Source organism: Acetobacterium sp. UBA5834, from assembly GCF_002435675.1.
In the GTDB taxonomy this organism is placed as follows: Bacteria; Bacillota; Clostridia; order Eubacteriales; family Eubacteriaceae; genus Acetobacterium; species Acetobacterium wieringae.
The window spans coordinates 1-13518 of sequence record NZ_DJGY01000027.1 but is presented as its reverse complement, the minus strand read 5'-3'; the positions used below and the strand labels follow the sequence as shown (position 1 = coordinate 13518).

Sequence of the window (13518 nt, the reverse complement as noted above, 5' to 3'; positions counted from 1 at the left end):
TATCGATGGTTAACGGATGAAGGAGACAACAAATGGAAAGTATAAAAAATAAGCTGATCCGCTTTATGACGGGCCGTTATGGTATTGATCAGCTTTATTACGCTGGCTTATTTCTGGCTTTGGGACTGATGATGATCAATATGATGGTCAATTCAACGATCCTGATGGTCATTTCAAACGGTTTGATTCTGCTGATGGTGTTACGGGGTTTTTCCCGAAATATCAGTCGCCGACGGAGTGAAAACGAACAATTCCTGAAACTGTGGAACCCCGTCAAAAAATCAGGCCGGATATTTTTGCGGCGGATCAAAGAAATCCGGGTTCATCGGTATCGGAAATGTCCCCATTGCAGGAAGACCCTGAAATTGCCGAACAAACGGGGTAAACATATGGTTAAATGTCCGGCGTGCAAAGAATCCTTTGCGGTTCGGGTGATTGTGTAAAGAAACTAGTAGTCAAATAAAAAATCCCCCCTCAATTAGTGAGATGACTGAAAAGAGGGGGGATTTTTTGCAGATCAGATTATTGAATCACTTTTGCCAGCAGATAATCAAGGATAATTAATAATTTTGATCTCGGCAAAGTGTTATCCCACAAATTATTCACTTTCAATTTTATCATTATCAGTCAAAATAAAAGAAGGTATTGGCTAAACTATTCTGTAGCGTAATGCGTCAGATTGTTTGATCCGGTACCTTCTTGTGTTATCATGAAAACATTACTTATGATTGAGTAGCAGAAACAACCCTAGGGTGTGTCTGAAAACTAATTCTTTACAATCTCCACAATGCGTTTTAAAATAAAGCAAAAAACGTTGTGAGAAGTATGATGCCATCAAAACGCTATGAAATTACAGATGAACAATGGGAACAGAACAAAGATTTATTTCCCAAAGCCAAAACGGGTCGTCCACCTAAAGATAATCGGTTAATCTTCAACGCAATTTTATGGATTGCAAGAAGTAGTGCTGCGTGGCGAGATCTTCACGAACGTTTTGGTTCGTGGAAAACGGTCTACAGCCGTTTCTGTAAATGGCGTGATGACGAAACACTGGCAACTATTTTTTATGCCTTAAATGCCGATGCTGATTTCGAAAATTTCAGCATTGATTCAATCATTGTAAAAGCGCATCAGCATAGTGCCGGTGCTAAAAAGGGGCTGTAAATGGAGAAGCGAATCAATACATCGGAAAAAGTCGGGGTGGTAATACGACCAAAATTCACGCAGTCGTTGACGCCCTGGGAAATCCGATTTACTTTGAACTTTCTGGTGGTCAAGTTAATAACAATACCGTTGCGATCGATCTATTATCAAATATTGATATAAAAGCGCCAATATCCTGGGCGATAAAGCTTACGGAACTAAAGATATTAGAACTTACATCACTTCACAAGAAGCTGTCTATACAATTCCGCCAAAGTCAAAAACCCAAGAACCCTGGGATTGTGACTGGTGGCTTTATAAAGAACGTCACCTGGTTGAATGTTTTTTCAACAAAATCAAACATTTCCGGAGAGTTGCTATGCGTTATGACAAGCTGGCTTCTTCATTTTGTAGCTTTGTTTACATGGCTAGCATCTGGCTTTTATCAAAATAATTGGCATTTTGACTTTTCAGACACACACTAACTTAATTTTCTCCCTTCTGAAAAATAAAAAAGCCGGAAAATCGAAGCGCATTCTGCACTCCGATTCTCCGGCTTTTATTAACTGGATCTTAACTCAAGATATCCAAACAACGTTTGCGAACGCAAAAATTCAATTGATTTTTCCAAATAAAAATGATATGATTATAAAAGTTATATAGAAAGAACAAGGAGGCTAAACGGTGATTGTCAGTTATAACAAGCTTTGGCATTTAATGCTCGATAAAAAGATGAATAAACAGGATCTAAAGAAGGCGACCGGTATCAGTACCGCATCCATCGCTAAGTTAGGTAAAGGCGAGAACATCACAACTGATGTTCTCGTCAAAATATGCAAAGCTCTCGATTGCGAATTACATGACATTATGGAGTTGTCGCACGATAATGAGGAGACAAGATGACACTGGTAGAATATCGAAAGTTTTGTTCAAAAATAATCATTGATTGGAGGTGATGTATATGGCCGCGTTTACAAAACTACTTCAAATGAAAAATTTAAACGCCACCAGAAAAAATGACTTCCGAAGTGATAAGGCATTGTTGTTTACGGAAGCGGCTAAAGCGTTGCCTAAATTCTCACCACTTGACGTAGGTTCTTCAGATTCAAACCCTATACAGATACTCGATTTTTTTAGCGGTGCGGGAGGAACGTCGTTGGGTTTTGCCGCGATAAATCAGATCGTGCCTATGTTTCATTTTTTGGCTGGGTGTGACATGAATCCGATATCGGCCGCAACCTATAGTAGAAATTTTGGAACGCCGATTGTTTGTGAAGATATTCTTAAAATTGCGAATACTCCCGCAAGCATTCGCCAGTTTTTAAATAGCGTTGGTTTTGACCGCACTAAGCCCACGATTTTGATCGGGTGTGCTCCGTGCCAAGGCTTTTCATCGCATAGAAAAAAACACTGGGACAATGAGGATGATGATCGCAACAGTTTGGTGATTGCTTTCTCGCGTATTGTTACCGAGGTTAACCCCGATATATTTGTTATGGAGAACGTGCCAGAATTTTTATCTAATAGATACTGGAGGTACTTCAGTAAAGCGCGCGAGACGTTTTGCGAGGCGGGATATACGGTCAAGCAGAACATCTATAACTCCGCTGAGTTTGGTGTGCCTCAGGAGAGATTCCGTTCTATTATAATTGGGATGAAAAAAGAATTTCTGCTCCCAGAGGGTTATTTTGCTTCGGATAAATATAAGACCGTTCGCGATGCTATTGGAGGGTTAAGTCCACTTGAGGCGGGAGAAGCCAACTCGAACGACCCGCTTCATAAGGCTGTGGCTCATAAGCGCAGCACTATCGAGGTTATTAAAAAAGTACCTCACGATGGAGGAAGTCTACCACAAGGTGAGGGACCTGCATGCCTGACGAAAGTGAATGGTTTTTCTGATGTATATGGGCGGCTCAGTTGGGATAAGCCTGCGATCACCATCACGCACTATGCAAGGAATCCAGCAAGCGGGCGCTACACACACCCTGTTCAAGATAGAGGGCTAACGGCGAGAGAAGCGGCAAGATTACAGAGTTTTCCTGATGGTTTTCAATTTGAAGGCAAGTCCGATGATATTTATCGTCAAATTGGAGAAGCTGTTCCTCCTTTGCTTTCATGCGGGGTTGCGGTAAACGTGCTAATAGAGTATCTGTCAACAGAGCCGACAACTGCTCAACTTTACACCGGAATGGAAACTATCGAGCTGCCGGTGAGCAATTCATACTCCAGCGTAATTGCAGGCATCAAGAACACAAGGAGGCGAGCTTAATATGCGTTTCACTTGTGTTGATAGTTTCTCGGGGGCAGGCGGTTTATCGTTGGGATTGAGCGAGGCGGGATTTGAAATCCTGTTGAGTTTTGACATAGACAAAAGATGTATCGAATCAATCCAAAGCAATCCTGAATATTTCGCGCATCCCGCTCTCTGCGAGGACATAAGAAATATGTTTGGAGGACGGCTACTTGATATGATCGGGTTAAAGCAAGGCGAGTTGTTCTTACTTGCCGGAGGTCCCCCTTGCCAGGGGTTTTCTGTCCAACGTATCGGTAAGGATACAGACGTTCGAAACGAGCTGGTTCTTTTATACGGAAGACTTATCGAAGAGGTTCGTCCGATGTTTTTTGTTATGGAGAATGTATCGGGTATTCAAGGTAAACGAGGAAAAACCATCCTGGCAGAGCTGATTGAGAAAATGGAGTCTATTGGCTATCATGTTCATAAACAACCCGTCGACGCAGAGGATTATGGTGTTCCACAACGGAGGAAGAGACTTGTCTTGGTAGGCGAACGGCATGATATTGGTTCGACGTATATATTCCCCAAACCAACGGGCGAAAAACATACCGTTCGTGATACAATATCTTTCCTTCCCCCTCCTCCTGAAGACGGTAAACCGCATCCTGACTATCCATTGCATCGACGTGATCGGTTGTCAGAAAAAAATCTTCAACGCATACAGGCGTTGCAGCAAGGGCAAGGGCGGGATCATCTGCCTAAAGAGTTGTTAGCTGATTGTCATAAAGTGGACAGCGCTATTATTGGGCATCGTAACGTATACGGACGCATGGCTTGGGACGAAGTAGCGCCGACCATAACCGCTCGTTTTGACAGCTTTACCCGAGGCCTATTTGGACATCCGGATCAACCAAGGAGCATCTCGTTGTGCGAAGGCGCATTGCTGCAGACATTTCCTTTGGACTTTGTTTTCAAAGGATCGAAAATTGAAATTGCTCGCCAAATTGGAAACGCAGTTCCACCTAAATTGGCTGAAGCTATCGGAGAGAGTATAATAACCTATTATAAAGGAAAGAGGTGAGAGATGTGTCATATCAGGCAATTATAAAGCGTTACTTAAAGAGCTTGCAGCGTGATTATAATGATTCTCTCGCCGCTCACCAACACACAGCTGAACTCTCTTTCCGACCTTCATTAGATACGCTATTCAAGGAATTGGCAATGAAGCTAAACGGTAGCTCGGATATCGTGGTCATTCTTGAACCACGTAATCAGGCTCGGATGGGGCGTCCCGACTGGCTTATCCATGACAGAGCAACTCTCGGCGTTTATGGTTATATTGAGGCCAAGGGGCTTTCCGCGGATGCATTTGATATCACGGCCCACGAGGAGCAGTTCAATCGCTATTTATCGTTGGGGCATAAATTGATAATTACTGATGGAATTGATTTCATCTACTCCTTTGACGAGGGGGTGCTTCCCCAAATTATATCTCTAATAGACAAGTCCCATATGAATCGCCCAGACTGGTCGCACCTAACGCTCAATCCTCAGTTTGAGGTTATGATGCGTAGGTTCTTTGCCGATCCGTCCCCACAGTATTGTGACGAAGGAAAGCTCGTTGAGTTGGTCGCTTTGCGAACAAAGTATCTGTCGGATGAAATCCTGCGCTATTCGAGCATCCCAATAGATGAAGCAATGGATGAGACCGAAAGGAATGCTATATCACTTTTGGATGAGTTACGCGTTCTGGTCTATAACCATAATGATGAAAATATGAGGCGAGACAAGGTATTTGCTGACTTTTCTGCGCAAGTGATTATGTTTGCGTTGTTGTACGCCCATCGCATTGAATGCACAGACAACGATCCTCCGACTGAAAAGGAACGTAAGATAAAGGATTACCTGGCGCGAGATATCGTGGATGGTCAGGCGTTGCGCCCGTTCCTTACAATAATCCATTATCTCAACAACCACAGTGACGATGACAGCTTTATTCTGAATTGGACAGGTGAATGCATTCGTTTTTTGTCGTTCGTACATATGACCGAGAAGCAACTTCGTAGCCCTGACTACCATAAGCTGTTTGAACTATTTCTTTCAAAGTTTGATCCGCGCTCACGCTTTGACTATGGAACATATTACACGCCGAGCGAACTTGCCGATTGTATTGTTCGTTTGACAGAGATTATTGCTCGTGATAATTTTGATGGCGCGAGTATTTTTGACGATGGTAATATGCTGATCGATCCCTGCTGTGGGACAGGTTCATTTTTAGAAAGAATACGTCAGAACGATGTGAGACGTGGTGCGTTTTCTCTTTGCGGAATTGAGATCCTTCCCGCTCCCTACATGCTTGCAAACTATCGAATGGCAGTGCTGAATCAAGAAATCAGAGATCATCGTTCAAGATACGAATTGATACTGGCGAACACTCTCAGCGACTGTGTATTTGGGAGAGAACCAGCCAATACGGATACGGTTGAGGGATTTGAGCTTAATCGCGCACGGGAACTGTCCTCTCGACCAATTACCCTCGTCATAGGGAATCCCCCTTCCTCGGATTCGTCAAAGACAAATATGGGTTCGGGTTTTTCGAAGATATTGGGGCTAATGGATGACTTTCGTCCTCCTGCCGAGAATCGACACGCAAGACAAAACACACAAAAGCAGGTTAACAATCCGCATCTTCAGTTTTTACGTTGGGGATGTGAAATGTTGGAGCATTCGAATAATCACTCCGTCTTAGCGTATATTGTTCCGGCGACATTCCTTGAAGCCGAGTCGTATAAATACGCTCGGAAGTATATTGTCGAACATTTCTCATACGCCTGGATAGTGTCGGTTGATGCAGATGCAAGGGCTGGCATCCGTTCTGACAGTATGTTTAGGACGCAGCAAGGTCGAGCGGTACTCATTGCGACAAGGAAATTCGGAGAAACTTCGGCAATGAACGAGTTTAAATACTTCGATATTTCGCGGTTCGCAAAGACTGAGAAAACAGCATGGCTTGAGCAAGATGCCAATGTGTCCCTAAAAATGTTTGATGGTTACTCTATAGATAATTCAAATTATGCCCTACGCCCGTCTTTGCCGTTTGACGAAGAGCTGTATTTATCTTATTGGCCTGTAAGCGGAGAGTCCGAGCCGAACGCAGTATTTAAGAATCATTGCTCCGGTATTAAACTTGCTCCGTCCAGCATTTTTACACACTTGAAGGCTCCTATGTTGAAACGCCGTAGCAAAGAAATAATGAGGCGCGGAATGCAGGCTTCTGAGGAGTGGTTGCGTTCTCAGGATAAGCCCCCGCAGAAGGCCGATACCCGCGCCTTTGCTGATGCACTGAATGAATTAGGGAGTGCGCAAGCGGTTGAGGCTACCCTTGACCAAAACATTGTAGATTATGCTTTTCGACCGTTCTTGTCGATGAAAGCATTCCTTTGGCAAGACTTGCTACATAAATTCAGTCGAGTTGGAGGCGGTGGGACAAGGCGGCGTCCGGAAATCGGAAAAGCGTATGCTGATGAAAATACCATTGGTTTTGCATTATCGCACTCACCGAAGGATCAGAAAGATAGCTTAAAGCCGTTTGCTTCTTTTTGCTGGTATTATCCCGATAATGATTTGTGCCGCCGTGGAAACTCTTTCATTTACTTGAATCAGTATCCAGTCAGTAAGAAGAGCGACACTCTTCATGCAAATGTCAATGATCGGCTTTGCGAACTACTTGCAACGCTCTTGGGTATTGATGGGGTTGCCCTTGCCACAGAAATGGTATTCTATACTTTTGCCATTCTTTGCTCACAAGTCTACCTTGATGAATTCGAGGGTGCTTTATTCACGGTTAATCGTGCGGATTTGCGTCCACGTATCCCTGTAGTTAACGATGCCGACATGTTTATGCAGATTGCTGAACTTGGGCGAAAAGTAGCTACGTTGGAAAAACGGGACCACACACCACAAAATCTTGCGGGATATGATTATGATGCTTTTAAGTCGCTGGTACCTCCAGGCTTTAGGCTCTCATGGACGAAAGGCATCCAGCCATTCGATGAAGATAATGAGACCATCACGTTGACGGATGGCCGAACCAACATCATAATTCCTTGTCCTCTGGATGTTCAAAGAATAAACATTTCTGGATATGAAGTTATCAAGAACGCATGGATGAAGTTTAACTCATACGACTTCACCCATTGTGCCTTTACCGCAGAAGATATGGGAGAATTCCTTAATCTTGTGAACAAGTTGCTTGAATATGTCGAACTTGTTGGAGAAATTGATATCGTAATGCACGATGTTATTAAAGGACGCTATCCTCTGATTTTGCCGGATTGTGGCGGTGAATCGAGGTGATGAGGGATGTCAGACGTATACGATAAAGCAACCCGTTCAGCAGTTATGAGTAAGGTACGCTCCAAAGGCAACAAGTCCACAGAGCTGCGCCTAATCGAGGTATTTCATCAGTATGGAATAACAGGATGGCGACGGAACTATACCGTCAAGGGTCATCCGGATTTCGTGTTTATGGAGCGTCGAATTGCCGTATTCGTAGATGGGTGTTTTTGGCACGGGCATGATTGCCGTAACACACGGCCGAAGGAAAATGAGGACTTTTGGACTGCAAAACGGGAAAGAAACATTATACATGACAGAGAGGTAACCGCGAAATTTGAACAACGCGGATGGACGGTAGTACGAATTTGGGAGTGCGAACTAAAAAAGAAGAACCATCCCCAATTACTTGTAAAACTTAATTTGATGAAGTAACGGGGAGGACGGCTTTCCTGCTACAATAGTTTTGCTTTCGCCGGAATCTATGGAGGCAATTATAGTGGCAGGTTTTGGAAATTCTGCCGGGTAATATTTTGCTACCTAAAATCACAAACATTGAGCCTGCCCAGCGTGAAAGTTTGCTTTATCGTATGGATACAATTGTTCGACACGATATTGATATTGTATACAAGCAATTGCTTGTTGATACATTAGGTATTAAACCGGGTGGTGTCAAAGATCCACCATGATTTGGAGAAAATAAAAACAGCGGCGACTTGAGCGTTCGTAAAGGCAAAGGAGGTAAGGGCATGGCAAAGTTTGACTTTGGTTCCGAGGTTCTATGTGTGGATTTCCACCTCCATACTCGGCGGGATAAGGAGTTCGAATACACTGGTGAATCGGACACTTTTATCGTTAACTATATTGATGCTCTAAAGCAAAAAGGAATAAGCGTCGGTGTGATCACAAATCACAATAAGTTTGATCTTGAAGAATACAAGGCTCTCCGTAAAAAAGCGCGTCAAAAAGATATATTACTTCTGCCTGGAGTGGAGCTTTCTATTAAAGAAGGCAGCAATGGGCTCCACACACTGATTATTTTTAATCCTGACGAGTGGATTAGTAACGGCGAGGATGCGATTAGCAATTTTATCACAACCGCTTTTCAGGGAATTCCCAATCATGAAAATGCAAACACCAGATGCTTATATGATGTTCGACTGGCACTCGAAGCACTGGAGCGCTATGGAAAAGACTATTTTATTGTCTTTGCCCATGTGGAACAGGACAACGGTCTTATCAAAGAGTGTGGCGGTGGCATGATACAGTCGCTTGCACAACTTGAGCTTTTTAAAAAGCGGATACTTGGTATACAGAAGCTTCGAACTCGCGATAATATTCCGAAGCTGGCTAAGTGGCTCGGTTATGACATAGCCTGTGTCGAGGGCTCAGACCCCAAACGGATCGAAGAGATCGGCAAGAATGGCTGTCAAACATACATCAAGCTGGGAGATTTTTCTTTCGATGCATTGAGATATGCTCTTGTTGATCATAGGAGCCGCATATTTGATAATTATGAGCATTTACGCCATAGCTATATCGAATCCATCAACTTTATAGGTGGTAAACTCAATGGTATTTCAGTTAATCTGTCACCCCAGCTAAACACTCTTATTGGCATCCGTGGAAGCGGAAAATCATCTATCCTTGAGGTGCTGCGCTGGGTGCTGGACTTGCAAGCATCCGCTGACCAAAAATACAAAGACAAGTTGGTGGAGTTCATTTTAGGTTCCGGCGGTAAAGCTGTCGTGCGTGTCGCCGACCAGTACGGTCGAAAATATGACGTCTCTCGAATCAACGGTGACCGTGCTTATATTGTGGACTCTGACAATAAAGATATCACCGCACAGGTGAGTTCCCTTATTAGAAACCCTCTCTATTTCGGGCAAAAAGACCTTGCGCGTTCTGACACAGAAGAAAACTACGAAAAAAAGTTGTTGGACAAGTTACTCGGGGGGAGAATTTCCATCCCCGTAGCCGAGCTGGAGCAAGCAGAAACACAGCTTATTGAAGCTATCAAGAGTCTGCTGGATGTCACGCAGATTCCCGAAAAAATCAAGGAGCTGGAAACCCAAAACGCTGACCTTGATCATAAGCTCAAGATATTTGAAGAAAAGGGCATCACACAGAAGCTGGAGAAGCAAACGGAGTTCGGCAGCGATAAAATCAAGCTCGAAGGCACAATCAAAACAATTGAAGCAGTCGCCACAAAGTTGGATGAGTTCATCCAGATATCCTCACTCGATGGTATCGCACTTTCGTCGTATACTTCAAAGTGCAATTCTGCTCTTTTCGCAAGAGCGCAAGTGGTTATAGACCGTATTACTGCGATTCTCCAAAAGATCTCTGATCTTCGCAAAGAACTTGGAAACGAGAAAAATATACTCACTGGGTTACAGTCTGAACTGGCGCAGCTTATCGATGGATTGAAAGATGAGTTTGCGGAAATTCGGCGCGAAATCAGTGATGACTCCCTGGATATCAAGGGTTTCTTAAAATATACGCAAGACAAAGCAAAAAACGTGGAAGATATCGAGCGACTAAAGCGCGAGGCAACTTCGGTAGATGAAATCAAAAAACGAATCCTTGGGCTGGCACGCCAACGCAATGATCTATTAAAATCTGTTTTCGATGGTTACCAAACAGAAATTGGCAGGTTAAACGGAAAGCAAGATGCTTTAGTAATCACCATCGACTTTAAAGGAAACGCAGAGGCTCTCTCTCGGTTAGTAGCACAATCGTTTAGAGGAACAATGATTCGGAGTGCAGAAATCAAAACAACCCAGATATGCGAAGTCCTTCGGGATGGGGTTGCTATCTTGTTGGATATATTGATGGATGGTGGCAAGGGATTAAAAAAGATTCTTGTTGAAGCGGAATATATAAAGTTTTCAGAAAAAGTCCAAAATGAGTATTCACAGTATGTCCGTTGTCAGAGCGAAGATCACATTGATATTCTCTACCATGGTAAACCACTCAGTGAGCATTCCCTTGGACAGCGCGCTTCGGCGTTGATTCTTTCTATTCTCACCCAAGATGACAGCGACATTATTATCATCGACCAGCCAGAGGATGATCTGGATAACCAGGTGGTGTACAAAGAGTTCATTAAGACGGTAAAATCCAAAAAGGCAAATGTTCAATTTGTTTTTGCGACTCACAACCCCAACATTCCGGTTCTTGGGGATGCAGAACGTGTAATTGCCACGGCGTTTACAGAAAATGCAATAACGGCTTCCATGGGTAGTATTGACAATGCCCAATCCCACACACTCATTGTCGATATTATGGAAGGTGGTCAAGAGGCATTTTGTCGTAGGAATAACATATATCAGGCATGGCATAAATACTAATGGTGCGATGATGGTTTCTGACACTATAACCTATAGAGTTATCCGGTTGTATCCAAGTTAACCCACAGCAATTTAGGCAATTTTAATAAAGCCATCCGATGAAAGCCGGACAGCTATGTAAAGACGACATCAGCCCAAACCGATGCCGTCTTTACAATTCAGTATTTTATGCTTGAAATCCAGAAACTAACATATCCGATTAGCTTTCAACTTTAAGTTGTTTTTTCTGCTTTCAAGCCTGTAGCTGTTCCTCTTGAAATTTTCGTATCAGACTCATGTGCTTATTGGATTTTTGAGTGATGCGGTAGGCTTTGGTTGCTATGTATTCGATCAGGTAGTCTTTGGGTATCAGGTATTTGTTGTAGTACCACACCCCGAATAATTTCTTTTTGGCTATACATTCTGCCACTGTGGTTTTGCAGTAACCGGTCAGTTTTACAGCATCGTCCACGGTAAGCGTATCAGGAGAGCTGCTCCACCTTTTCTTCAGCATCTTCATAAATTTATCTGAATCTATCGGCTCCACAATTTTAGGTTTGGGTCTATATTTTATTCCGCTTGAAAAAATTCCGGGAGGTGTCAGCAGGGACTCCGGAGAATCTTCTAAGCGGATAAGGTATTCTATCACGTCCGTTATCCGGATTTTGAACCTATGGGTCTTTTTCCCTGTATCCTCGCAGGGGATATAGCCGTTCTCTAAAAGCCATGTGGCTTTTCGTTTACTTATTCGGCAAATCCTGTAAAATTGGTCTTGACATATCTTTTCAGGGTATTCAGCCAGAAGGTGAGAGTAGTCAGTTGCCATGTCCATCCCTCCAATGCATTGATGGTGCAGACAGATATCAGCTCTGTCTGTTTTGCGTTATGCACTTTTAATCAATGTCAATGGTAGGGTACGCTGTGGTCTATGTTCTTGAAAATGCCAGGAAACTAAAGTATCTTAAGGTCATTTCGCTGGTCGTTTTTCTACACTTTGCTCTGAAAACCGTTAAATTCAGGGGTCGAGCCGAAGCGTGGTAAACTCATGGTTTTCGCCCGAAAAGCCTTGATTAATCCGGGTTTGCGGGATTTCAAGGTAGCTCAAGTTACCTTGATGTTAAATGTCAAATTATAAGTGTCAAAACAGTCCTGATTTAATCAAATTATTCCGGGTAAACCGGGCTTTTCAACTATGGTATAATGATTAATCATTAAGCACTTTAAGGAAGCATCAACCATGGTTCATCTGGAACACTTTTCTGACCACCCGCTGGATTATATCACTGAATTCTACACCGCTGAAAGAGTTCGCATTGACAGCTGTCCTCATTGTCATTCCCGCCGGCGGCTCCATCTTCATGGTATCTATCACCGACATGTGATCTGGTATGAGGATGTCTTCTCCATTCCGGTCCAACGCCACTACTGTATTCATTGCGGTAAAACCGTGAGTATCCTGCCTTCTTTCTGCCATTCCGGATTTCAACTGGCGCTTCCATTTCTACTGGAACTGCTTTGGGCCTTTTTTAAAAGGATTCCTTCAGGCTGCGCTTTAGCGCATCAGCATCGGCACTTTATCACCCGGCGTTTTCTTTTTTGTCTGAACCGGCTGATTGAGTATTTTCGCATCTGCCATGATCCTTTAATCGTCTTTCCTGATTTTTGGCATGAAAAAGCCATAAAGCTTCTTGAAATGGTCCAATCGGTGGGTAAGCCCCACATCTTCGCCAAAAGATATTACGATCATTTTAAGATAGGATTTATGGCACTTTAATTGTACCATCCTTTCGCATTTTTTTGAAGAAATGTTTATCCCACAGAGCTTTTGCTTTGCCTTTTATCGCTTGATCCGTTATGCTCTGATTACCTGGTTTTACGGATCCTTAAAACCTCAACACTTTAAAATCGGAGGTTTTTTACAATGACTGAAAAAGACAAAGAATTGATTGCTTTATTTCGCTATGGCCTGATTGCGCCGTTACTCACGGATACCGTCACAAACCACACGGCCTATCTGGATGAGGTCAGTGCCAAAACCCATGATGTCCCGCATTATGGCATCCGCACTTACAACCGCAAAACCCTGCTGGAATGGCATCGTTTATACCGGCGTCATGGTTTTGATGCGCTCAAGCCCAAAGTTCGGACTGACAAAGGGTCGTCCCGGGCTTTACCGGTGGAATCAGTAAAGCTGTTGCTTAAGCTGAGAAATGAGAACATCCATTTATCCGTGAAGTTGTTCCAGGAATGGCTCATTCATGAAGGTCACTTCACCAGCGCTGACTGTTCCTATTCGACAGTGTATCGGCTGCTGAAAAAACATCAGCTGTTAAAGGCATCTGTGGCGGATACGTCGGATCGCCGCCGTTTTGCCCATGTTGACATCAACACCCTGTGGCAGACGGATGTTTCCCACGGCCCCTATCTGAGCCTTAACGGTAAAAAGCGTAAAACCTATCTGATCGCTTTTAT

General features: G+C 43.5%; 11 protein-coding genes and 1 pseudogene. 11 read left to right on the top strand and 1 reads right to left on the bottom strand.

Going from position 1 to position 13518, the window contains the following annotated elements; translation table 11 throughout:
* Positions 1-32 precede the first annotated feature (32 nt).
* The 9 genes and pseudogenes from B3F51_RS05565 to B3F51_RS05525 all read left to right on the top strand — a co-directional run bounded on the left by B3F51_RS05565 (position 33) and on the right by B3F51_RS05525 (position 11067).
* Entirely contained in the window at positions 33-443 is a 411-nt protein-coding gene (locus B3F51_RS05565) for a hypothetical protein (RefSeq protein ID WP_286945958.1), read from the top strand.
* A 382-nt stretch (positions 444-825) separates the two neighbouring features.
* A pseudogene (locus B3F51_RS05560) lies at positions 826-1597 on the top strand (IS5 family transposase).
* Between the two features lie 230 nt (positions 1598-1827).
* Positions 1828-2046, top strand: coding sequence for a helix-turn-helix domain-containing protein (locus B3F51_RS05555; protein WP_286945956.1), 219 nt, complete (start codon positions 1828-1830; stop codon positions 2044-2046).
* 58 nt (positions 2047-2104) lie between these two features.
* Entirely contained in the window at positions 2105-3412 is a 1308-nt protein-coding gene (locus B3F51_RS05550; RefSeq protein WP_286945954.1) for a DNA cytosine methyltransferase, read from the top strand.
* A gap of 1 nt (position 3413) precedes the next feature.
* Positions 3414-4460 (top strand): DNA cytosine methyltransferase, encoded by a 1047-nt coding sequence (locus tag B3F51_RS05545; protein WP_286945951.1) that lies wholly within the window; start codon positions 3414-3416, stop codon positions 4458-4460.
* A gap of 5 nt (positions 4461-4465) precedes the next feature.
* Positions 4466-7735, top strand: a complete 3270-nt coding sequence (locus B3F51_RS05540; RefSeq protein WP_286945950.1) for a type ISP restriction/modification enzyme — start codon at positions 4466-4468, stop codon at positions 7733-7735.
* 6 nt (positions 7736-7741) lie between these two features.
* A complete protein-coding gene (locus tag B3F51_RS05535) occupies positions 7742-8149 on the top strand; it encodes a very short patch repair endonuclease (protein WP_286945948.1) in 408 nt (135 codons plus the stop codon).
* A gap of 74 nt (positions 8150-8223) precedes the next feature.
* Entirely contained in the window at positions 8224-8403 is a 180-nt protein-coding gene (locus B3F51_RS05530; RefSeq protein WP_286945946.1) for a hypothetical protein, read from the top strand.
* 60 nt (positions 8404-8463) lie between these two features.
* Positions 8464-11067, top strand: a complete 2604-nt coding sequence (locus tag B3F51_RS05525; protein WP_286945944.1) for a TrlF family AAA-like ATPase — start codon at positions 8464-8466, stop codon at positions 11065-11067.
* A 232-nt stretch (positions 11068-11299) separates the two neighbouring features.
* Here the strand turns inward: B3F51_RS05525 and B3F51_RS05520 are convergent, their stop codons facing one another.
* Positions 11300-11872 (bottom strand): helix-turn-helix domain-containing protein, encoded by a 573-nt coding sequence (locus B3F51_RS05520; RefSeq protein ID WP_286945942.1) that lies wholly within the window; start codon positions 11870-11872, stop codon positions 11300-11302.
* A gap of 411 nt (positions 11873-12283) precedes the next feature.
* Here B3F51_RS05520 and B3F51_RS05515 point away from each other — a divergent pair, with 411 nt between their 5' ends.
* Both B3F51_RS05515 and B3F51_RS05510 read left to right on the top strand, forming a co-directional pair.
* Positions 12284-12820 (top strand): transposase, encoded by a 537-nt coding sequence (locus tag B3F51_RS05515; protein WP_286945940.1) that lies wholly within the window; start codon positions 12284-12286, stop codon positions 12818-12820.
* Positions 12821-12967: 147 nt separating this feature from the next.
* Positions 12968-13518: helix-turn-helix domain-containing protein (locus B3F51_RS05510; RefSeq protein WP_349680188.1), on the top strand; the 551-nt coding region annotated here is incomplete at its 3' end.

Coding starts and splice junctions, on each gene's coding strand:
- B3F51_RS05520 (WP_286945942.1), bottom strand. CDS start 11,872: ATGGCAACTGACTACTCTCACCTTCTGGCTGAATACCCTGAAAAGATA.
- B3F51_RS05550 (WP_286945954.1), top strand. CDS start 2,105: ATGGCCGCGTTTACAAAACTACTTCAAATGAAAAATTTAAACGCCACC.
- B3F51_RS05565 (WP_286945958.1), top strand. CDS start 33: ATGGAAAGTATAAAAAATAAGCTGATCCGCTTTATGACGGGCCGTTAT.
- B3F51_RS05525 (WP_286945944.1), top strand. CDS start 8,464: ATGGCAAAGTTTGACTTTGGTTCCGAGGTTCTATGTGTGGATTTCCAC.
- B3F51_RS05535 (WP_286945948.1), top strand. CDS start 7,742: ATGTCAGACGTATACGATAAAGCAACCCGTTCAGCAGTTATGAGTAAG.
- B3F51_RS05515 (WP_286945940.1), top strand. CDS start 12,284: ATGGTTCATCTGGAACACTTTTCTGACCACCCGCTGGATTATATCACT.
- B3F51_RS05545 (WP_286945951.1), top strand. CDS start 3,414: ATGCGTTTCACTTGTGTTGATAGTTTCTCGGGGGCAGGCGGTTTATCG.